The following is a 20,668-nucleotide window of genomic DNA, read 5'->3' as shown; positions in this document are numbered from 1 at the left end:
GCTCCTCTCTTTTTTGCTTACATCAGTCCATCTCAGCAACGCAGCAGCCCACTACTTTTAGAGAGAATTTAACAGGAAAAGGCCTTACAACATTTTGTTGTGCTAAATTATGCCCTCCATTCCAAAACAAAATAAGCATATGGCAGCCATGGCCATATGCTTATCTCAAATTAAGCCCAATACTTATACAAAGCCTGGGTGCCGCTGTCGCCTTCACCGGCTTCAGCAAGCTGGTCATATAAGGATTTGGCCAGCGAAAGTCCTGGCGTTTCCATATCCATCCTTTTGGCCTCTTGCAGGGCAATGCCCATGTCCTTGATGAAATGCTTGATATAGAAGCCGGGCTCGAAGTCGCCCTTAATCATTCTTGGCGCAAGGTTGGACAGCGAAAAACTTCCCGCTGCGCCAGTAGTGATTGTTTTAAGAACCGTTTCCGGGTTTAGGCCTGCTTTCTGTGCATAAATGATCGCTTCACAGACTCCGATCATGTTTGATGCAATGGCAATTTGATTGCTCATTTTCGTATGCTGGCCTGAACCAGCCGGGCCCTGGTAAACGATATTGCTGCCCATGATTTCAAAAATCGGTTTTACGGCTTCAAAATCCTCCTGATCGCCTCCAGCCATGATGGCAAGACGGGCTTCGCGAGCACCGATGTCACCGCCAGATACAGGAGCATCAAGCGAATGCATGCCATGCTTTCTGGCTTCCTCAAAAATCTTTTTTGCTAATGTTGGTGTGGAGGTGGTCATGTCAATCAAATATGTACCTTCTTTTCCATTAGGAACAATGCCTTCTGTACCCAGATAAATTTCTTCTACATCCTGGGGATATCCAACGATTGAGATGATGACGTTAGCATGCTGTGCTATTTCTTTCGGGGAATCAGCCCATTTTGCCCCTTTTTCTAGCAGCTCCTCTGCCTTTTCCTTTGTCCTGGTATATACGTATAGCTCATATCCAGCCTCCATCAAGTGTCCAGCCATGCTTTTCCCCATTACACCAGTTCCAATAAAACCTACCACAGTATTTTCTTTAGTAAGCACTTAATACGTCACTCCCAAATTATTTTTGTCTGCATTTCAAATGGATTTAACCATACCTCCGTCAACTAAGAAAGCGCTTCCGGTCATATATGTATTTGCACCAGATGCCAGAAACGCCACCACACGGGCAAATTCCTCCGGTTCTCCGTATCGGCCCAAAGGTATATTTTTCTCGGCCAGCTCCTGTATCTTCTCCCTTGCCATCCCTCTCTTGTCGGCATTGAATTGGTCCAGATGCTGGACACGTTCTGTGGCGATCCTGCCCGGAGCGACTGTATTGATTAAAATGCCATAAGGCGCCAGTTCTTCAGCAAGTGTTTTTGACATGCCTACCACCGCAGTACGGAATGTATTGGATAAAATCAATCCCGGTATCGGCTCTTTAATGGATGTCGAAGCAATATTGATGATTTTGCCGCCCCGTTTTTTCAAATAGGGCATTGCCTCCCGAATTAACCGTATATAGCTTAAAAGGTTTAGCTCAAAAGAATTCTGCCAATCATCATCTGACATCTGTGCAAATGTTCCTGCCGGCGGTCCTCCCGAATTATTAACAAGAATATCAATGCCGCCCAGCTGTTCTGCTGTTTTATCGATAAGCTGCCTGATCTCGTCCTTTTGAGTGATATCAGTTACCGTATAAAGCACCGTTTCATCTGTCATGATCCTAATCTCTTCCTGAACCTGTTTCAATTTTTCCTCATTGCGGGCAGCGAGCATAACATTAGCTCCCTCTTTGGCGAGTTCTATGGCTATTGCCCTTCCAAGACCCTGGCTTGACGCCACAATGAGTGCGATTTTACCTTTTAGCTGATAATCCAGATCAATCCCTCCCTATGATCGATATAATATATTTTCATTATAGCCTCTTGTCCTGAAAAATGAAAAAATTCTTGTTATTGATACAGTGTGCCATAACATCACCTGCATATCTCTATAAAAATTCATGTGGTTTTGCGGGAATGGTTTCCAAGCTGAAGTATGGCAGCAGCAAAAAATAGCCGGCTGAGGAAACCTCAGTCCGGCATCAAAGGGGGAAATGAGAATGTCAGCTGCTTTAACCGAGCTAAACAACTGTGCTTGCATTACATCTTTACCCGGCTGCCATAAAGATAAACCTGGTTAAGAGAAAATTTTTAGTTTCTTTTAAAAATTTTTAATACTACAAAGCATTACTGACAGTCATTCCTGACAAATCTTTGTACAAAAAGGGCCGAATACCAATTGCTCGGATATCCAGCCCTTTGCATTGTTCTATTTATTCACTGCTTTTTCGACAGCTTCTTTTACTGCATCATTTGTATCTAAATCTAAGACGGAAAGCGCAAGCTCTTCCATTTCAGCTTTAGAAAGCTTGCTGATTAGAGAACGTGCTCTCAGAATGGAAGTTGCGCTCATGGAGAATTCATCAAGACCAAGGCCTAGAAGCAATGGAATAGCGATTTCATCCCCCGCCATTTCTCCGCACATACCAGCCCATTTACCTTCCTTATGAGCAGCATCAATAACCATTTTGACCAGGCGTAAAATAGCCGGATTGTATGGCTGATAGAGGTAGGAAATTCGCTCGTTCATACGGTCAGCAGCCATTGTGTACTGGATTAGGTCATTGGTTCCGATGCTGAAGAAATCAACTTCCTTTGCAAATGTATCGGCCATGACCGCTGTAGAAGGGATTTCTACCATGATTCCCAATTCAATCTTATCTGCCACTTTCATGCCTTCTGAAACAAGCTTTTGCTTTTCTTCTTCCAGAATCGCTTTAGCCTGGCGGAATTCACCAAGAGTTGCAATCATCGGGAACATGATTTTCAGGTTCCCATATTGGCTTGCACGAAGAAGTGCACGCAATTGAGTACGGAAAATATCCTGTTCTTCCAGGCATAGACGGATTGCACGGTAGCCAAGGAATGGATTCATTTCCTTCGGAAGCTCAAGATATGGAAGCTCCTTGTCGCCGCCGATATCCAAAGTACGGACAACAACAGGATTTCCGTTCATGCCTTCCAAAACAGCCTTATAGGCTTCAAACTGCTCATCTTCAGTAGGAAGCTGGTCTCTGCCCATGTACAGGAACTCTGTACGGTATAGCCCTACGCCTTCCCCGCCATTGTTAATGACACCTTCAAGATCTTTAGGAGTCCCAATGTTTGCAGCAAGCTCGACATGATGGCCATCCCTGGAAACGGATTTTTCGTTGACGAGCTTGGCCCATTCAGCTTTTTGCTCATTATAGGCATGGAACTCTTTTTTATAATTTTCGACGACTTCAGGAGTAGGGTTGATATGTACTTCCCCATTGATGCCATCAACAATTACAAGATCTCCATTGTTAATGGAAGCAGTGGCTTCCTTTGTACCTACAACAGCCGGTATTTCCATGGAACGTGCCATGATGGCAGAGTGGGAAGTCCGACCGCCGATGTCAGTTGTAAATCCTTTTACAAACTGCCGGTTCAATTGCGCAGTGTCTGAAGGTGTTAAATCTTCTGCGATAATGATTACTTCTTCCTGAACCATGCTCGGATTCGGAATCTGGACGCCAAGAAGGTGCGACAATACACGCTTGGTCACATCGCGGATATCGGACGCTCTTTCCTTCATATATTCGTTGTCCATCTGTTCGAACATGGTTACAAACATATCCGCCGTTTCCTTCAATGCAAATTCAGCGTTAATGGATTCAGAGCTGATTTTATCCTCGATTGGGCCCAGCAACTCAGGGTCGCTGACGACTAATAAATGCGCATCGAAAATCGCCGCTTTATCGGCACCGAGTTCTTTCTCCGCCCTGTCGCGAATAGCCTGTAATTCAGTCTTGGAAACTTCAACTGCCTGCTTAAAACGTGCTAGCTCATCTCCGGTTGATTCAATCGTTTTCTTCTCTACAGACAAGTCTGGTTCAATTAAACGATAGGCCTTTGCAATTGCAATGCCGTTCGACGCGGCAATACCCTTTAGGATTGTTGACATTATTCAGCTAAACCTTCTTTGTTTAAAGTTTCTTGCAATGTGTTAAGAGCGTCCTGCTCATCTGAACCCTCTGCAGAAATAGTGATTTCTGAATCTTTGCCGATTCCAAGGGACATAACACCCATGATGGATTTAAGGTTTACTTTCTTGCCTTTATACTCAAGGTTTACTTCTGAATCGAACTTGCCTGCTGCTTGTACCAAAAGAGTTGCAGGGCGTGCGTGGATTCCTGTTTCAGCGATTACCTTAAATGTTTTTTGTACCAAAATAATCAATCTCCTTTACAAACAAAAATATTAAAATGTTCATTCCGGCTATATCCCTTTTCATCATTCCCTAACTTAGGAAAATCTATGTTACAACTGAAATGCAAGCCAGGAAGGAATGTAAGAGCTTTCAGCATTCTTTCATGATCTGAAGCAGTTCTTTTCCTAATTCAGAATAGCATTCCTTGCTTCTCTAGACAATCAAAAAGCGCCCTTTTACGCACAAAAAATGCAAAAAAATAACGGCGTTTTCATTATCGCAAAATTCTAAAATTTCAGCCGGGTAAATTCTGTTTTGTTCTTCCAATTCTTTCATTTTTCGACAATCCGGAACTTATTTTAAAATGAGGATACCGCGTTCAAATATATCGATATTCTGCTAAAAATTTATTAAGATAAAAAGGATATTCTACCAAACGGACCGGAGGGACAACATGAAAAAATCTTATCGCGTTATTTTCCTTTTCGTCTTTGCTTTTTCACTGCTGGCATTAACCGCGTGCCAGGGGACCTTGGAGAGCAAGAGTGGACAGGATACAGAACGTACAGGGCAGACTGAAAGAGATACGGCTCAGCAGAATGGTGAAGAAAAAGCAAGTGAATCACAGCCGGCAACAAAGGAGGCAGCAGGCAAAACCTTCCCGGCAAAAGTGGTGCACCCAGTCGATGGAGATACTGTCAAAATCAAGATTGGAAAACGAGAAGAAACAGTGCGGCTTCTATTGGTCGACACGCCTGAAACCGTACACCCTGACAAACCCGTTCAGCCATTCGGCCGCGAAGCAAGCGACTACGTAAAAAAGCTGTTGGCGCCCGGGACTGCGATTGAGGTTGAAACGGGAATCAGTGAACGGGACAAGTACGGGAGGCTCCTTGCTTATTTATATGTCGATGGACAAATGGCCAATAAGCTGCTGATCGAAAAAGGGCTGGCGAGAGTGGCTTATGTGTATGCCCCAAACACAAAATACATTGATGAGTTCCGCAGCCTTCAGGAAGATGCAAAGAAGAAAAAACTAGGGATCTGGTCAATCGAAAATTACGCAACGGACCGGGGTTTTGATGACACTGTCATATTACCCAATTCTCCTGCCGATAAAACAGGAAGCAACCAAGGTTCTTCATGTGCAAATCCAAAAATCAAAGGAAACATTAATTCCCGCGGCGATAAAATCTATCATGTCCCTTCAGGGCAGTCCTATGATGCTACTAAAGCAGAAGAAATGTTCTGCACAGAGGCCGACGCAAAAAAAGCGGGTTTCAGGAAAGCCCAGAGATAGTGCCGCCACTTTATAAAAAGACCCTGATGCAGCCAATCAGGGTCCTTTTGTTTCTATTCTTCATAAATCATCTTTCTTGTCATGCCGCCGTCAACGACAATATTTTCTCCATTTACAAAGTCATTTTCCGGATCAGTCAAGTAAAGACACGCTCTGGCAATATCGGAAGGTTTCCCTACCCGTCCAGACCAGTGCTGGAGGTGATCCTTTTCAGATAACTGGTCATAGTTCTCATTTTGAATCCATCCGGGGCTGATTGAATTCACCCTGATGCCCTGTTCACTCAAAGAAGCGGCAAGCGCATGTGTAAGCGCAAAAATTCCTCCTTTGCTCGCAGCGTATGCCTCAGAATCTTTCTCTGACATAAATGCGCGAGTCGAAGCAATGTTCACGATAGCGGCCCCTCGTTCCATATTTTTCGAGGCTTCCTTTGATGCAATAAAGACACTCCGCAAATTCGTGGACAGAATATCATCCCATTCGGCCACACTTAATTCATGGAGATTTTTAAATTTTGACACACCCGCATTATTGATCAGGACATGTATGGGACCGAATTTCTGTACCGCCGTTTCTAGCATATTCCTGATGCTTGCCTCATCCCTCACATCAGTCTTAATAAAGAAGCCCTTTCCCCCGGAAGAGGTGATCTGCCCTTCAACAGCCTTTCCTTTTTCTTCATCCATTTCTGCGATTATGACATGGGCTCCCAAGGACCCATAATGCAGAGCAACCCCCTTGCCTATCCCGCTTCCTGATCCTGTTACTATTACATGTTTTTTCTTCCAGTTCATATTCTTTCACCTCAATAAAGAATTCCATATATCCACCCTTACTATGTACCACAAATATCCTTGCTGCAACCATTCCCCTGCTCATATCATGCCGAAGCATCATATCAAACCTCTACTGACATTGATCGGAAACGCCATACTACCACACTTCTAATATTTGAAAAACCAGCATACAACTTCTCCGACCACATTGATCGGAAAGGCGTACTACTCCACTTCCGAGATTTAAACAAAGCACATACAAATTTCCAGTGATATTTATAGAGAAGTGCACACCCACCCCAGCCTGTTATAAGAGAAAAGGATTAACAATCCAGACAAAATTTTTTATCTGGAAAAGCTTGATTTATTCTATATTCTTTGCCCATTCTTAAATTTTCGATCACCTATGATGAAGAAATAATGTTTTCGCGTGCAATTTCTTGAATTACCCTGCCTGGCTATAAAAATTGTGTAAAGCTACATTGGTATCACCCGGGAATAAAGGAAAAGTGCACTTTTCACCAAGGTGATCACATTGGCTGCGTTTTCTGAACTAGCAGATTCCTACACTCCGATGATCGGCAGCATCATCCGCAAACTCTCCATTTATAAAAATAAGGAGGATTACTTCCAGATAGGACTGGAAGCTTTATGGGAGGCTCATACCAAATACGAAAAAGAAAAAGGCGTTTTTTCCACATACGCGTATTCCATGATAAGAGGAAGAATTCTAATCGCACTTCGAAATGATGCTGCGAGACAATCGAAGGTTACCCTAATGGGAGAAGAAACGGACAGCCTCAGTGAGGAAATGATTGTAGTGGACCATCCATTGCAAAAGGAAATCCTTCTTTCCTATTGCACGGGTTTGACCGATTGCCAAACAAAATGGGTGGTCTTAGCGTTTCTGGAACAGAAAACAATTTCTGAAATTGCAAATGAATGCGGTGTCACCGCCACTCTTGTGAAGTCGTGGAGGCAGACGGCCCTCGCGAAGATGAAACAAGAACTTTCTGGACTCCAAGCGGGGCAATAATCTCCACCCGCTAAAAGAGCCATCCTGGAATGATTTCCGGATGGCTCTTGATTATGATGGGCATTAACTTCTTGCTTCATCTAAGTACTGGTATAACACATTTCCTCCATGCTGGGCAATGCCACGGAAATGCTTAAAGTCCTCACGTTTGACCAGTACATTTCGAAAAGCAAGGAACTCATGCTTCTCCACTAAATGAGCTTCTATTTCTCTGGAAGCTAGCTTATCCAATATTTCATTTACTTCTTGTTCTGTCAAAGCAATCCCTCCGTTCTTCCTGTCATTCATCTAGTTTCCCATGTCTGGCGTTTTTATTCAATAACCTAATTTGGTTGCTTACACATACCGTTCTTAAATCCGCTTTGTATATTTGGGTTGTTAACGCTTTCTGCAATTTTTGCCGAGAATTGTCTACACCTCTGTGAAAATTGTTATATATTTGAAATATCATCTTTACGAAACTATCAAAATAGTGCAAACTGTATAGTAAACTATTAAAATTATTTGAATTTGCAGCAGAAACCCATCATGTTTTTTATTGTTTTAAACCCAAAGCTAAGCGGGGACAAATGGCAGTCAGGTATTCAAATTCAATTTATAATGCAAGTAAAGGATGGTGTCCAATGAAAAAAGCGGAAGTAGGCAATATCATTGAATTCCGTGAAGGTTTGCGGGGGGTTGTTGAAAAAGTAAACGAAAACTCGGTCATCGTAGATTTAACAATTATGGATAATTACCGTGATCTGGAGCTTGAACAGAAGACAGTTGTCAATCACAAAAACTACAAAGTCATTCAATAGTATTGTCGATGATACGGCAGGCCAAGATATCAACTTGGCTGCCGATATTTTTTTCGAAAGTGTTTTTTTCTGTAACCTTTAACATACAGGCACGTCTAATTATGTAGATTAAGAAAAACACCGGTAACCACAGCACAACTAATCTGAATCTAGAAAGGTCAGGGAAAAACATGCGCAAATTACACTTCTTAGTACTAGGCTTCTCACTAACCGGGCTATTACTGGCAGGATGCGGCACAAACCCGGAGAATCAGGCCGGAGAAAAGGCAAATCAAGAAGAAAAGGCGACAACCGATCAGAAAACCGAGTCTGAAAGCAGCCAGAAGAATGAGACCGAAAGCAGCCAGACAACCGGCGGTTCTGCCGAAAATCAAGAATCAGGCGACACTGAAAACAAGGATGAATCCAGTGATCAAGCAGGCGAAGAAAACACAGAACCTGCCAGCGACATAGTCCGTATACCTGAACAAAACCTCACATTTAAACAAGACGGTTCTGAAAAACAACAAACAGCATTTGTAAAAAACAGCGATAATCAAAATTTCAGCATGTATGTGCTGCCAGAATATGAACTGTATGGCGAGGAACCTGGCAAAGACAGCCTGGTATTTAAACAGAATGAAGAGTTGTTCATGAGGATTGAGGTCCTTCCTGCCGATGTCAATTGGGCTGATATAGAGCAAAATACAGACACTCTGTTAAAATCCATTGCGGATCAGGTAAAACCGGTAACGGATGCAGGGCTTTCAGTTCCAAACGGAGTGATCAAAGAAACAATCAGTGGCAACGATGTGGTAACTTCCGTCCTGATTAAAGATCAAGAAAATCCGGTAAGGCTCTTAATCTATACTACGAAAGATAAAGACTTACGCCAGCCGTTCCTGGAGATGGGCAAAACGATTGTCAAAAACAAGTAAGGAATACAAACAGGCGGACGATTGCCATATGAATCGTCCGCCTTTACGTATTCTGCCTAATGTCTGTCCGCCAAACAAGAACCAGGAATACCATGCTGATATAGCCAAACATGGGATATAAATAACCCAATAGCTTGCCGTATTGGACCTCGCTGAGCAGGAATGCAACCGAAAATATTCCCAGGATAATAACCAGAATAGGGACATTAAAGTACATGCTGATTTGCTGCTGCAATCCGAAAATATTGCCAATTACCGAAGTGAAGATTTCTCCATATATAACCAAAATAAAGATTAAATAAAAGCTTGATGCCACATTTTTCATCAGCTCCGCCGATGGTATTTCATATTGTCCGACACCTGGGAGAGTCACTAGCGAGAAATGTCCGGTCAGCAGAATGACTGTAAGGAATACCCCTCCGAGAATTGCCCCTCTCTTTATCAGTTTTTCATCATTCACTTCCTTGGCTACCGGCACCAGGACGGCCTGTGACAGTGAAAGATTAAAGGCAGTATAGGCAAACGGCGACAGGACCGTCTGCCATGTGATTCCTTTGGCAGGCACTGTGTAAAACGATTCTGTTACTCCTGTATTCATCAGTGTCAATACGCAAAGCATGACACTAAATGAAATCATGATCGGCACGACAAAGGAGTTTACTGCAAACAGCCCTTTGATCCCCAGCATCAGGACAATGGAAGCCGCAATGATCGTGAATAGCACCCCAGCAGTCCTTGAGAATCCAAGCTGTTCCTCAAACACCGCCCCCGCTCCTGAAATCATGACTGCCGTTACTCCAAGCAGCATAAAAAGGAATAGAATATTGACCGCGGCCGCCATTCTTCTGCCAAATAAAAACCTGTTAAACTCCTCATATGAAGCGGCACCCATCCTGGAGGAAAGAATCATCATTTTGGCTCCAGTAAAAATGAATATATAACCGGACATCAGGATTCCTAAAAATCCATAAAATCCGTATTGAGTAAAAAATTCAACGATTTCCTTTCCGGTTGCAAAGCCGGCACCCACAATGGTTCCGACATACACGGCTGCAATCTGAAAGGCTGCAGTCCACCTAGCAAACATCCCGTCCCCCCTTCCTCATATCATATATATGTACAGGCAGGAGATTTAACACAGGGCAGGAATATGTTTTGTTTTGTTTAATGGATGAATCCCAGTTATGCATGCATTTCTTTTTAGACTAATTGACCGGGCCTGAATTTACATCGCTGGTATAGATGTGCAATCTGCCTAAATAGCAATATACTCATTACGGTAAGCAAATTGCGACTTCGATCATAAATCAGGGAATTCGAGCATATTTTTGAGATTTCGAGCATAAACACCGGAATCGAGCATTAATTCCAGAATATCGGCTTGGCCCCCTAATTTAGGACACGATCTACTAATTTCTCCGTTTAGCTATCTTTTTCATTTTCCTATCCTCCTGCTTTACCTTTGCCGATTGTAAATGATGTCTCTGCAGTGTCAAGCCCACTTCGCTTGACACTTTCGCTCCATCACTTTCCTGGTTGGTAGGTGAAGAAGGAGTCAATCTGCACATCAGAGGCTTACTGCTCTCTCCTCAACAGGCCCTTCCTCCAAGAAAAGCTGGTGGTAACCCGAAGGGGAGAGGTATTTCAGGCTGCCATGATACTTCCTGTTGTTATAGAAATCCATAAAGTCATCGATCCAGTAGTAGGCTTCTTCGAAGCATAAAAACATGTCGCTGGTAACACTCCCGTTCAATAATACTGTGAAAGGATTCGATATAGGCATTCAGGTTGGGCGATTTTGGCGGGATCCGTTCATGGTACACCTTCTGTTCCATACAGAATTCACCAAAATGCTTACTCAGGAATTGTGGTCCATTATCGCTTCGGATGATGATGGAATACTCATCCTCTTTCTCTGGAATCGCCACTTTACGGCTCTTGAGTGCTTCCTTAAGCATCTCCGTAATGTCCTCTGCCCTGCAGCTTGACCCTCGGTAATGGCCGACAATGCTCCGGTCATAGACATCAATGGCACTGGCTAGGAAAAAGAACCTGCCACTCTCCTCGATGGAGCCATACTTGATATCCACCTGCCACAGCTCATTTGGCCCGTTGATCACGTGCTGCCTGGCCAGCCTTCTTGGATAAGGGGAGGGCGCATGCCGTACAGGCAAGAGGATCCCAAGTTTCCTGCATAGCCGCATGACCTTCTTTTTGTTGATCTTCAGACCATACCTTACCTTAAGGTGGTGGGTCAGCTTTTTATATCCGTAAATGCCTTCTTCCCCCTCGACTGCCTCCATCAGGAACTCCTCGATCTCTTCATCCGATATCCTATGACCCGACAGGGTTTCAGAGAAGCCCGGGAAGGGCCTTCCACGCCTGGCCGTTCCTTCTTCGTCTCTTTTTTCTTCTTTATAGTGATGGTAGTACAAGGATCGATTCACTCCCAGTGCGGTGGCTGCACGCTTTATTGGAAAACCTTCGCTGGCCCAGAGGTATATTTCCTCCAGACGATTACTTAGGGGAATTGTTTTTTTTTAACAGGTTCTTTAACATCGCCACCTCCAGTTCTTTTTCCCCAAGCAGTTTCATCGCCTTTTCATACTTCTCCATCAGTTCATCTTTCGTAGGGTTCTCTGAAAGGACGGCAGTCCCTTCAGCCTCCATGCCATCACGGACTTCATCATCGTATTCATTGATCCATTTTCTTATTGTGTTCGTCGAAATTCCTGCCTTCCTGGCAATGGAGGCCATTCTTCCACTCTCCAGCGCCATCCGGACATATTGCTTTTTTACATCCTCAATAACATCAATTTTCCTTTTGGGCATTTATGCACCCCCTTATTTTTACTTGTACCTAGTGTAAGGGTTAGGCATTTTCGGTGTCCAATGGATTAAGGGGTCCTAAAAGATATAGCGCATAAAATTAATAGTATCGCGCATACATCACCATTTTGCTAATAAAAATATGTATTTTACTTTCGTTCTTCCTTTGCTAAACAGTTTTTTATCATGTATTTTCTTAAAAAATTAAAATGTATGCCGGCTTTTTCAGCTCTAATACCTCGGATGTTAGATTCAAGCATGAATTTGGAATTGCGAGCATAAATTCCGGAATACCGAGCACTGATTCAGAATACTCGCGCATAAAATTAATAGTATCGAGCATACATCACTATTTTGCTAATAAAATATGGTATTTTACTTTCGTTTTTCCTTTGCTAAACGGTTTTTTATCATATTTCAATAAAAATTAAAATGTACCCCGGCTTTTTACTGCTCTAATACCTAGAATGTTGTATTCGAGCATAAATCTGCATTTGCGAGCATAATTTTTGAGATTTCGAGCATAAATCAAGTTAGTCTAAAAAGTGGACACGTAAAAAAGATAACTTATAATAAACATAATTATTAAAAGGACGTGTTCAGAGTGGGGAAACATCGTGATCCGGAATTTAAAGAATATGTAGCTAAATTAGTGGTTGAGGAGGGCCGGGTAGCCCGGGAAGTAGCATACGAGCTGGAAGTGCCGTATCCCACTCTTCGCAGGTGGGTTAGTGAATATAAGAAGAAATTAAGAAACGGGACAGAAAAAGAGACATATATAACACCTGCAGAACTTAAAAAACTACAAAAACAGCATGAAAAAGAGATTCAGCAGTTAAGAGAGGAAAATGAAATTCTAAAAAAGGCTATGCACATCTTCACAAAAAACCAAGCATAATTTACAGTTTCATCTATGCTCATCGGGATGAACATACTGTGGTGATGATGTGTAAAGTCTTAAAAGTATCGAAGAGTGGATATTACAAGTGGATAGATAACAAAGATAGGGTCGACCTCGAAAGAGAGGCTTACAAGAAAGAAATCCAGCAGAAAATAAAAAAATCTTACTATGAAAGTGAAGGAACTTATGGAAGTCCCAGGGTCCATCATGATTTAATCGAATGGGGATATACGATTTCAAAAAAAACGGTCGCCCGAATCATGAAGGATTTAGGTTTGCGTGCTATCCCGGAAGAAAGATTTGTCGTGACCACGGATTCCAATCATGATTTGCGCCTTTATCCTAATCTTTTAAATCAAGAATTTCGTGCGCAAGCGCGGGATCGGATATGGGTAGCAGATATTACATACATTTGGACCCTGGAAGGATGGGTTTATTTGTCGACCGTGATGGATTTGTTTTCCCGAAAAATAGTGGGATGGAGCATGGATTCCCATATGAAAAAGGAACTGCCGCTGCAGGCTTTAAACATGGCGCTCCTGACGCGGCAGCCTACAAAGGAATTAATCCACCATTCTGACCGAGGATCCCAGTATTGTTCTAACCAGTATGTGGAGAGGCTGCAGGAACTTAACGTTAAAATCAGCATGAGCAGAAAAGGCAATCCATACGACAATGCCTGCATAGAATCGTTTCATGCGACAATTAAAAAAGAGTTAATTTATAGAAGACGTTTTAAGTCTCGGGCAGAAGCAACAAAAGCAATCAATTACTACATCAGCAGTTTTTATAACCAAAGAAGGAAACACTCGACTTTAGGCTTCTGTTCACCTAATCAATTCGAGAGAAATATGGGTTTCGCAAGCTAGTTTATAACTAATAATTTCACCATTTGGGTATGAAGTGAACAGTCAGGTTTTTGACTGATCACTTTCAGAAACCTTCAGCAAACGAAATGCGCTAGAGATTTAGAACAAAATAAAATCAAAGCCTATTGTCCACTTTCTTGACTGAAGTCCATAAATACTTGAACTTCGAGCATTAATTGAGAATACTCGCGCATAAAAATCCTAATATCGAGCATAAATCACAATTATCCTAATAAAATATGGTATTTTACTTCAGTTCTTCCTATGCTAAACAGTTTTATATCATATTTTTGTAAAAAAATTAAAATGTATGCCGGCTTTTTCAGCTTTAATACCTCGGATGTTAGATTCGAGCATAAATCCCGGAACAGCTAGTTTATCTTATCACAATTATGGTTATAAAATTTGAAGATTTCCTTGCTCATTATTTTTGATAAATATATGAACCATGCTTCCCCTCTTTTTCCGTATCCTTAAAATTTGAAAAGCATGCAATTAAAGCATGAACTCCAGACTCCGTAACTCTATTAATAGTTCTGAAATTTACAAGTAACTCTCTGCCATTCATGCTCTATTTTATGCTCTTATTCTCTTAAAACGTTAATTCTCCCACTGTATAATGCCTGATACTGCTCCCTCACGACAAAAATCCCTAATCTCATATCATGATGCACCAAACATACAAAAAAAAGCTAACCCGCAAGAAACGGATTAGCGATTTTGCTACCATTATAGCTTTTTGTCATCTACTGATTCGAGCCATTCATCGATTACGCCGACCACGGATTCAACTGTGCCATCCTCGAACGGTGACTGGAGGTTTGCAGCCTCTACCAAGCCTAGGAATGACTGGCTTCCGCCAAGCTTGCACAGGTTGAGATAGTCCTTCCAGGCATCTTCGCGGTCCTCAATCGAACGTTTCCAGAATTGGAACGCACAAATTTGTGCAAGTGTGTAATCAATATAGTAGAAAGGCGTGCTGTAGATATGGCCCTGACGCTGCCAGAAGCCGCCCTTCTCCAAATATTCATTACCATCATAATCACGGTGAGGCAGATATTTGTTTTCAATCCGTCTCCACGCCTGCTTTCTTTCCTCAGGAGTTGCCTCAGGATTTTCATAAACAAAGTGCTGATATTCATCGACCGCCACACCATATGGCAAGAACAGCAGAGCGCCGCTTAAATGGGCATATTTATACTTATCTGTCTCTTCCTTGAAGAACAGGTCCATCCATGGCCATGTAAAAAATTCCATGCTCATGGAATGAATCTCACATGCTTCATATGTCGGCCAGTTATATTCAGGTATTTCAAAATTTCTGCTGCTGTATACCTGGAAAGCATGGCCCGCCTCATGCGTGAGGACATCGATGTCGCCCGACGTTCCATTGAAGTTGGAGAAGATGAACGGCGCCTTGTACTCCTCGATAAATGAGCAATATCCGCCGCCTGCTTTTCCCTTTTTCGAAACAAGGTCCATCAGCTCATTTTCTGTCATGAACGTAAAGAATTCATTTGTCTCAGAAGACAGCTCCTCATACATCTTTTTGCCGTTTTCGATGATCCATTCAGGATCGCCTTTCGGAGTGGCATTTCCCGATTCGAACTTGAAGCCTTCGTCATAGAATTTCAGCTGCTCTAAGCCTAGTCTTTCGCGCTGTCTTTCCTTAAGCTTCGTTGCAAGCGGAACAATATAGTCCTCTACCTGCTTGCGGAAGTTTGCCACCATGTCGGCATTGTAATCCGTTCTATGCATTCTGTGGTAGCCAAGCTCCACGAAATTTTTGTATCCGAGCTTCTGGGCAATTTCATGGCGGACCTTGACAAGGCTATCATAGATTTCATCCAATTTTTGCTCATTTTCCTTCATAAATCCGAAGCTGGCCTCGCTGGCACGCTTTCTCATCTCTCTGTCAGGGGATTCCATGAACGGCTGCAGCTGAGGAAGCGTCCGTTCCTCCCCTTCAAAATCGATCTTGGCGGCAGCAAGCAGCTGTGTATATTCAGAAGAAAGCTTGTTTTCTTTCTGAAGCAGTGGAATGATTTCCGGAGAGAAAGTTTTCAGCTGGCCTTCAGCAAGGGCAAAGAGCTGCTTGCCGTATTTTGCTTCCAGCTCGCTGCGGAATTTGGATGAAACGAGCTCCCTGTAATACTGGGACACAAGGTTCTCGAGTTCTGGAGCGATCTCATCAAGATAATCATTCTGCTCCTTGTAAAATGGATCCGTCGTATCAATGGAATGGCGTATGTATCCGAGCGAAAACATGGTGCTCAATTTATTTCTTATGCTGTTTATTTCATTCATCGCTTCGCTCTGTTGCTCAACTGTGGAAGCAGATGTAAATCGAGCCAGGGCTTCTGAGAATTGTACCTTTGCTTCATCCATATCAGGACGTTTGTATTCATATTCAGTAAATTTCATTTAATCATCTCCCAAGTCATTATCTCACCTGAACCAGACAGGCATGTTAAAAACCTGTACCAACCTATTATATTATAAATTCAGAAATTTCTTCTACTTTTTGTCTGGAATTATAACAAAATTCATATATAGCGAAGGGAAATTACTTTGATTGGTTACCGCAATCCCTTGCAAAAAAAATCACCTTCACTGAATGAAGATGACTTGTTTATTGACCCGCCGCATTCTTTCCGACTCTTTTTAGCAATTCGATTGCTGTATCTTTTTCCTCAGGTGAAAGTTCATTCATCAATTCATCGATTTTCCTTTCATGTTCCGGAAAAACGGACTCGATAAATTCTTTGCCCTTATCTGTGATCTGGGCAAATGTAACCCTGCGGTCACTCTTACAGGCAACCCGCCTTAAGTATTCCTTTTGCTCAAGTTTGTCAACCACATATGTTATGCTTCCACTGGCTAACAGGATTTTACCGCCTATCTGCTGAAGCGGCTGATCCCCCTTGTGGTACAGCAATTCCAGCACAGCAAATTCGGTAGGGTTCAGGCCTCGTTCGGCAATATACTTATTTACAATATCATTAAGGGATCGATGCGCCCGAGATAAAACGATAAATAGTTTCAAGGATTGTTTTATGCTGTCTTGTTCCAAATATTTCACGACCTTTATTATATATGAAGATTCTGATAAACCATCAGGAAAGTATCTCGAATTCAAGGTTATTATATGAAATTGGACAGCGTTTGTCAATTTCGCTCTGATAAGACTGGCCTACTATAGTTTTTTTTAGCGGTTTGTTATACTGAAAAAAAAGAAAAAAGAAGAGGAATGTATGTTTATTGGTAAGAACAGTATAATTTTTTATATCGGGATAGCCAATCGATTATATGGAAAAAGTCATTAAGATGTTGATCCCTGGCGTTCCTATATGGATTACCGGCAAGCTTGGATATACATTATTACATACCCGATGGAAAAGCAGCAAACAAAGGCAGAGAGCAGGTTCAAGTTCCTGCGGACGAAGTGTCCTGGAATATATAAGTCAAAAAGTCCGGCAAATATATATGGATAGACTATAAGTCTCTTTTTACTTTCTTGATCATTGCAGGCAACAGGTCACTATTGAATATCGTGAAAAATGGGTATGAAGCTATATCGGTATATGAGGCAGCCTTGAGATTATGCTATTGAAAGGACAATCTCCTGCCCTGCTGCAAAATTATTGATACCGGAACCGGAATGGAGAAAGCGCAGTTAATAAAGCCTTCGACCCTTTCTATCCATCAAAGGCAACGGGTACGGGGCTAGGGCTCTTTGTAAGTAAAAGAATTATAGAATTATTCAACGTTTCGATTCAGATTACAAGTAAAAGGAATCATGGAACTAAAGTCGAAATTTCGTTGCCGCAGACTCATTCCTAGATGTGAAAGCGGGAGAACATGCAGCAGCCCGAGACAGCCTCATTCTTTAGTGCTGTCCCATCATTTTGAAACCACTTTTTTGGTCTTGTCATACTTATATTGAGATTGACTGCCCGATACTAGGTGGATTTACCCTTCCTTTTACAAAAAAAGACGAATCGTGCGACAAATGGAAGAGCTGTTTATAACTCTCTGAATTTCTGAACTCAGCCAGTGAAAACAGTGCTGATATTGACTTCTATAAAAAGCAGAATTACAGAGCCTTTCTATATAAATATAAATATATAAATGGCGTTTTTTCGATAGATTCCAATAAAAGGGCGTAAAATGGTTTTATGATATTATATTTGAAACACATTCCGTAACCAGGCCGATTTTTCTATATGCATAAAGGTGATTTCGGCTGTTAACATATTTTCGTATTTTATGACAAAAATAGGAGATGACCTCATGCCAGGCACAGCATACGCTATAAAAAAACAAATGCAAGGCTCTACCACTTACGGTGTCCTTGTCATTATCGGACTTTGCCATTTGCTCAATGATTCACTTCAATCCGTGGTTCCTGCCATGTTTCCAATCCTTGAGAAATCAATGGGCTTAAGTTACACCCAGCTCGGCTTTATTGCTTTTGCCTTAAATATTATTTCATCTGTGATGCAGCCGGTGGTCGGCTGGTATACAGACCAAAAACCGATGCCTTTTGCATTGCCGATCGCATTGACAAGCTCAATGGCGGGCATTATTCTTTTAGCATTTTCACCGAACTACATTTCGGTGATATGTTCCGTGATGCTGATTGGGGTGGGTTCCGCCATCTTCCATCCAGAAGGTTCACGCGTCGCATTTATGGCAGGCGGTCCAAAACGCGGGCTTTCCCAATCTATCTACCAGGTTGGCGGCAACAGCGGCCAGGCTTTAGCCCCATTGATTACAGCACTCATATTGGTTCCTTTTGGACAGCATGGGGCCCTTTGGTTTGCCCCTGTCGCGCTGACGGCTGTCCTGCTTCTTTCATACATTGCAAAATGGTATTCCGGAAATCTTCACATGCTGCCGAAAAAGAAGGCTAAAAGTGATACAAAGGACCGGAAGAATAGCAGGGCTATTGGAATTTCCGTAGCATTGATCTTGTTCATTATCTTTGTCCGGTCCTGGTATATATCCTGTATGACAAATTTTTATGCTTTTTACATGCTGGAGGAGCATGACTTTTCCATCAGGACAGCCCAGTACTATCTATTTGGATTCCTGGCGGCTGGAGCCCTCGGTACATTTTTCGGAGGGCCTCTGGCAGACCGCTATGGCAGAAAGCGCGTGATTCTGGTATCCCAGCTGTGCAGCCTTCCGTTCACTGTCATGCTGCCGTTTGCTTCGCCAGTGATTTCCGCAATATTACTCTTTATTATTGGTTTTGTGCTCATGACGAGCTTTTCTGTCACAGTCGTATACGCCCAGGAACTGGTTCCCGGTAAGGTCGGGACCATGGCCGGCTTAACGGTAGGATTTGCCTTCGGGATGGGTGCGGTTGGTTCTGTCGCCCTTGGATCCATTGCCGATGCGATCGGCATAGCAAGCATGATAAAGCTGGTCGGGTTCCTCCCGCTGCTTGCCGCAGCTGGACTATTCCTGCCTTCAGACCAAAAGCTAAAAAAATGGAATGCGGCATAAAACAAACATGGAGAACATTATTTTATTTCCTTACGTAAACAATATTTGCCTTCCCAGACTGCGCCAAACGATAGGCCGTGCAGCAGATAAAGCTTGGGCGATGATAAACATTCCGCCCTGGCCGCGCATATAGTATTTTGGGAATTACGGACTGGAAGAAATCATTTTATATAAATAAAGAGGGGGATAAAATGAGTGAAGTTTTGATCGGAAGTATATTATCCGCCATGTCTACCGGTGCAGGTGCCCTGGTCATCCTTTTTATTTCCAGGTCAATCACTCACAGATTCAGGGATACGCTGCTCGCTTTCACTGCCGGAATCATGATGGCTGCTTCTTTGTTAAGCCTTATACCCCAATCCATTGAATCGGGGAGTTATATCCAGCTGGTTATTGGGATTACGCTTGGCGTAGCCGCCTTGACCCTGCTTGAAAAAAATATTCCCCATATGGATTTGGAGCATTCAAAAAGCGGCATAGAATTTGATGAAAAAGCGCTGCTGATTATCTCGGCCATTACCCTGCATAATATTCCAGAAGGACTTTCGGTCGGAGTCAGCTACGCCTCAGAGCACCAGGATACAGGGAACTTGATAGCTTTTGCGATCGGACTGCAAAATGCACCTGAAGGACTTTTGGTTGCATTGTTTTTAATCAATCAAAAAATAGGCAAGATTAAAGCCTTTATCCTGGCAACATTAACGGGAGCCATTGAAATTGTGACATCCCTGCTCGGATTCTACCTGACCACCTATATCAGTTTTCTTGTACCCTACGGCCTTGCCTTTGCAGCAGGAGCAATGTTGTTCATCGTATATAAGGAACTAATCCCGGAAAGCCATGGTGACGGGAATGAAAGGACCTCGACGTATTCCTTCATCGTCGGCCTCCTATTTATGATCCTCCTGCTTGAAATCGTGTGAAAGATAACTGGAAAACACATCCCCTCTGCATAAGGCGGAGGGGTTTTTTATGTATTATTCTGCATAAGACAGCGCTTTCTTCTCACTGGATTTAGGCAATGGGTAATTTCCATATACATACAAGCATTTATGTATGAAACCTCGTAAATATTACAGTATTGTAAACTTGGTGAAGGAAAGATCTGGCAATTCCTGCAGGCAGCCGTTGATTTTACAATCAACAAGGCACATTTTGGTAAACCTCTACAGTTATAAATATTTGATTGGTAAATACTATTTAGCGATCAATGGAGAAGGTCTTTCAATGGACTCTTCAAAATGATATAACCATTTTCAGGATCTTCCGCAATTATTTTTCAAATGCAAGTACTCATTAATCAGCTTGTCCAGTTCCTGACTGGAATTCAGGGTCCGTTTATGTGTCAATCCATATTCCTCCGCGTTAGTGATCATCTCTTTTCTTTTTATAGAAATCGTCGAAATTAAGGTACTATAATGGTTCACGTTCATTACTGGCGATGCTCCTTCTAAAAATCAA

Annotated in this window: 22 protein-coding genes and 1 pseudogene; 9 read left to right on the top strand and 14 right to left on the bottom strand. The window is 42.5% G+C overall.

The features are described 5' to 3' along the window. Nucleotides 1–170 precede the first annotated feature (170 nt). The 4 genes from V1500_RS09055 to V1500_RS09040 form a co-directional block, all read right to left on the bottom strand. Entirely contained in the window at nucleotides 171–1,046 is an 876-nt protein-coding gene (locus tag V1500_RS09055; protein WP_409305230.1) for an NAD(P)-dependent oxidoreductase, read from the bottom strand. A gap of 36 nt (nucleotides 1,047–1,082) precedes the next feature. Beyond that, nucleotides 1,083–1,868, bottom strand: a complete 786-nt coding sequence (locus tag V1500_RS09050) for an SDR family oxidoreductase (RefSeq protein WP_409305952.1) — start codon at nucleotides 1,866–1,868, stop codon at nucleotides 1,083–1,085. Nucleotides 1,869–2,300: 432 nt separating this feature from the next. Next, on the bottom strand, nucleotides 2,301–4,019 hold the full coding sequence (gene ptsP / locus V1500_RS09045; RefSeq protein ID WP_409305229.1) for a phosphoenolpyruvate--protein phosphotransferase: 1,719 nt from the start codon (nucleotides 4,017–4,019) through the stop codon (nucleotides 2,301–2,303). After that, nucleotides 4,019–4,285 carry a phosphocarrier protein HPr gene (locus tag V1500_RS09040; RefSeq protein ID WP_409305228.1) on the bottom strand — a complete coding sequence of 89 codons (267 nt, stop codon included), beginning with the start codon at nucleotides 4,283–4,285 and terminating at the stop codon, nucleotides 4,019–4,021. The genes ptsP and V1500_RS09040 overlap by 1 nt, the downstream gene beginning before the upstream one ends. A gap of 434 nt (nucleotides 4,286–4,719) precedes the next feature. Here V1500_RS09040 and V1500_RS09035 point away from each other — a divergent pair, with 434 nt between their 5' ends. Beyond that, complete coding sequence (locus tag V1500_RS09035; RefSeq protein ID WP_409305227.1) at nucleotides 4,720–5,565, top strand: thermonuclease family protein; 846 nt, start codon at nucleotides 4,720–4,722, stop codon at nucleotides 5,563–5,565. Nucleotides 5,566–5,618: 53 nt separating this feature from the next. Here the strand turns inward: V1500_RS09035 and V1500_RS09030 are convergent, their stop codons facing one another. Continuing rightward, a complete protein-coding gene (locus V1500_RS09030) occupies nucleotides 5,619–6,359 on the bottom strand; it encodes an SDR family NAD(P)-dependent oxidoreductase (protein ID WP_409305226.1) in 741 nt (246 codons plus the stop codon). A 517-nt stretch (nucleotides 6,360–6,876) separates the two neighbouring features. Between V1500_RS09030 and V1500_RS09025 the strand changes: the two genes are divergently transcribed. Further along, on the top strand, nucleotides 6,877–7,377 hold the full coding sequence (locus V1500_RS09025) for a sigma-70 family RNA polymerase sigma factor (protein WP_409305225.1): 501 nt from the start codon (nucleotides 6,877–6,879) through the stop codon (nucleotides 7,375–7,377). A 63-nt stretch (nucleotides 7,378–7,440) separates the two neighbouring features. On the opposite strand, the gene V1500_RS09020 is transcribed toward V1500_RS09025, so the two are convergent. Next, nucleotides 7,441–7,635 (bottom strand): hypothetical protein, encoded by a 195-nt coding sequence (locus V1500_RS09020; protein WP_409305224.1) that lies wholly within the window; start codon nucleotides 7,633–7,635, stop codon nucleotides 7,441–7,443. 365 nt (nucleotides 7,636–8,000) lie between these two features. Between V1500_RS09020 and V1500_RS09015 the strand changes: the two genes are divergently transcribed. Together V1500_RS09015 and V1500_RS09010 are read left to right on the top strand one after the other, a co-directional pair. Beyond that, a complete protein-coding gene (locus tag V1500_RS09015; protein ID WP_409305223.1) occupies nucleotides 8,001–8,177 on the top strand; it encodes a YkvS family protein in 177 nt (58 codons plus the stop codon). A 170-nt stretch (nucleotides 8,178–8,347) separates the two neighbouring features. Continuing rightward, nucleotides 8,348–9,094, top strand: coding sequence for a hypothetical protein (locus tag V1500_RS09010; RefSeq protein WP_409305222.1), 747 nt, complete (start codon nucleotides 8,348–8,350; stop codon nucleotides 9,092–9,094). A 43-nt stretch (nucleotides 9,095–9,137) separates the two neighbouring features. Here the strand turns inward: V1500_RS09010 and V1500_RS09005 are convergent, their stop codons facing one another. The 5 genes from V1500_RS09005 to V1500_RS08985 form a co-directional block, all read right to left on the bottom strand. After that, complete coding sequence (locus V1500_RS09005; RefSeq protein WP_409305221.1) at nucleotides 9,138–10,181, bottom strand: hypothetical protein; 1,044 nt, start codon at nucleotides 10,179–10,181, stop codon at nucleotides 9,138–9,140. Between the two features lie 322 nt (nucleotides 10,182–10,503). Next, nucleotides 10,504–10,662, bottom strand: coding sequence for a hypothetical protein (locus tag V1500_RS09000; RefSeq protein WP_409302963.1), 159 nt, complete (start codon nucleotides 10,660–10,662; stop codon nucleotides 10,504–10,506). Beyond that, nucleotides 10,662–10,778, bottom strand: a complete 117-nt coding sequence (locus V1500_RS08995) for a hypothetical protein (RefSeq protein ID WP_409305220.1) — start codon at nucleotides 10,776–10,778, stop codon at nucleotides 10,662–10,664. Before V1500_RS08995 ends, V1500_RS09000 begins: the two co-directional genes overlap by 1 nt. A gap of 4 nt (nucleotides 10,779–10,782) precedes the next feature. Continuing rightward, nucleotides 10,783–11,529, bottom strand: a complete 747-nt coding sequence (locus V1500_RS08990; protein ID WP_409305219.1) for a transposase — start codon at nucleotides 11,527–11,529, stop codon at nucleotides 10,783–10,785. Nucleotides 11,530–11,611: 82 nt separating this feature from the next. Then, complete coding sequence (locus V1500_RS08985; RefSeq protein ID WP_409305218.1) at nucleotides 11,612–11,926, bottom strand: transposase; 315 nt, start codon at nucleotides 11,924–11,926, stop codon at nucleotides 11,612–11,614. Nucleotides 11,927–12,527: 601 nt separating this feature from the next. Between V1500_RS08985 and V1500_RS08980 the strand changes: the two genes are divergently transcribed. Continuing rightward, the gene (locus V1500_RS08980; protein WP_409300131.1) at nucleotides 12,528–12,821 is read left to right on the top strand and encodes a transposase; all 294 of its coding nucleotides are present in this window, start codon (nucleotides 12,528–12,530) and stop codon (nucleotides 12,819–12,821) included. Beyond that, on the top strand, nucleotides 12,818–13,693 hold the full coding sequence (locus V1500_RS08975) for an IS3 family transposase (protein ID WP_409305893.1): 876 nt from the start codon (nucleotides 12,818–12,820) through the stop codon (nucleotides 13,691–13,693). The genes V1500_RS08980 and V1500_RS08975 overlap by 4 nt, the downstream gene beginning before the upstream one ends. A gap of 729 nt (nucleotides 13,694–14,422) precedes the next feature. Here the strand turns inward: V1500_RS08975 and V1500_RS08970 are convergent. Together V1500_RS08970 and V1500_RS08965 are read right to left on the bottom strand one after the other, a co-directional pair. After that, entirely contained in the window at nucleotides 14,423–16,117 is a 1,695-nt protein-coding gene (locus tag V1500_RS08970) for a M3 family oligoendopeptidase (protein ID WP_409305217.1), read from the bottom strand. Nucleotides 16,118–16,325: 208 nt separating this feature from the next. After that, a complete protein-coding gene (locus V1500_RS08965) occupies nucleotides 16,326–16,766 on the bottom strand; it encodes a MarR family winged helix-turn-helix transcriptional regulator (RefSeq protein ID WP_409305216.1) in 441 nt (146 codons plus the stop codon). A gap of 662 nt (nucleotides 16,767–17,428) precedes the next feature. Here V1500_RS08965 and V1500_RS08960 point away from each other — a divergent pair. From V1500_RS08960 to V1500_RS08950, 3 genes and pseudogenes are all read left to right on the top strand, one after another. Beyond that, a pseudogene (locus tag V1500_RS08960) lies at nucleotides 17,429–17,536 on the top strand (hypothetical protein); the annotation flags it as partial. A 450-nt stretch (nucleotides 17,537–17,986) separates the two neighbouring features. After that, the gene (locus V1500_RS08955; RefSeq protein WP_409305215.1) at nucleotides 17,987–19,207 is read left to right on the top strand and encodes an MFS transporter; all 1,221 of its coding nucleotides are present in this window, start codon (nucleotides 17,987–17,989) and stop codon (nucleotides 19,205–19,207) included. A gap of 191 nt (nucleotides 19,208–19,398) precedes the next feature. Further along, nucleotides 19,399–20,130 carry a ZIP family metal transporter gene (locus V1500_RS08950; protein ID WP_409305214.1) on the top strand — a complete coding sequence of 244 codons (732 nt, stop codon included), beginning with the start codon at nucleotides 19,399–19,401 and terminating at the stop codon, nucleotides 20,128–20,130. Nucleotides 20,131–20,463: 333 nt separating this feature from the next. Here V1500_RS08950 and V1500_RS08945 read toward each other — a convergent pair whose 3' ends face one another. Continuing rightward, complete coding sequence (locus V1500_RS08945; RefSeq protein ID WP_409305213.1) at nucleotides 20,464–20,640, bottom strand: Spo0E family sporulation regulatory protein-aspartic acid phosphatase; 177 nt, start codon at nucleotides 20,638–20,640, stop codon at nucleotides 20,464–20,466. Nucleotides 20,641–20,668: the final 28 nt, after the last annotated feature.

Origin of the sequence: Peribacillus sedimenti (assembly GCF_046237635.1) — a bacterium.
Taxonomy (GTDB): domain Bacteria; phylum Bacillota; class Bacilli; order Bacillales; family DSM-1321; genus Peribacillus; species Peribacillus sedimenti.
Note: the sequence above shows the minus strand (reverse complement) of the source record. Positions and strands in the feature narration are given on the sequence as shown.

Excerpts from the sequence above, each read along its gene's own strand:
- V1500_RS09030 (WP_409305226.1), bottom strand. The coding sequence starts at position 6,359 with ATGAACTGGAAGAAAAAACATGTAATAGTAACAGGATCAGGAAGCGGG.
- V1500_RS09005 (WP_409305221.1), bottom strand. The coding sequence starts at position 10,181 with ATGTTTGCTAGGTGGACTGCAGCCTTTCAGATTGCAGCCGTGTATGTC.
- V1500_RS08955 (WP_409305215.1), top strand. The coding sequence starts at position 17,987 with ATGCCAGGCACAGCATACGCTATAAAAAAACAAATGCAAGGCTCTACC.
- V1500_RS09000 (WP_409302963.1), bottom strand. The coding sequence starts at position 10,662 with ATGTGCAGATTGACTCCTTCTTCACCTACCAACCAGGAAAGTGATGGA.
- V1500_RS08950 (WP_409305214.1), top strand. The coding sequence starts at position 19,399 with ATGAGTGAAGTTTTGATCGGAAGTATATTATCCGCCATGTCTACCGGT.
- V1500_RS08985 (WP_409305218.1), bottom strand. The coding sequence starts at position 11,926 with ATGCCCAAAAGGAAAATTGATGTTATTGAGGATGTAAAAAAGCAATAT.
- ptsP (WP_409305229.1), bottom strand. The coding sequence starts at position 4,019 with ATGTCAACAATCCTAAAGGGTATTGCCGCGTCGAACGGCATTGCAATT.
- V1500_RS09010 (WP_409305222.1), top strand. The coding sequence starts at position 8,348 with ATGCGCAAATTACACTTCTTAGTACTAGGCTTCTCACTAACCGGGCTA.
- V1500_RS09035 (WP_409305227.1), top strand. The coding sequence starts at position 4,720 with ATGAAAAAATCTTATCGCGTTATTTTCCTTTTCGTCTTTGCTTTTTCA.
- V1500_RS08970 (WP_409305217.1), bottom strand. The coding sequence starts at position 16,117 with ATGAAATTTACTGAATATGAATACAAACGTCCTGATATGGATGAAGCA.
- V1500_RS08945 (WP_409305213.1), bottom strand. The coding sequence starts at position 20,640 with ATGAACGTGAACCATTATAGTACCTTAATTTCGACGATTTCTATAAAA.
- V1500_RS08995 (WP_409305220.1), bottom strand. The coding sequence starts at position 10,778 with ATGGATTTCTATAACAACAGGAAGTATCATGGCAGCCTGAAATACCTC.
- V1500_RS09015 (WP_409305223.1), top strand. The coding sequence starts at position 8,001 with ATGAAAAAAGCGGAAGTAGGCAATATCATTGAATTCCGTGAAGGTTTG.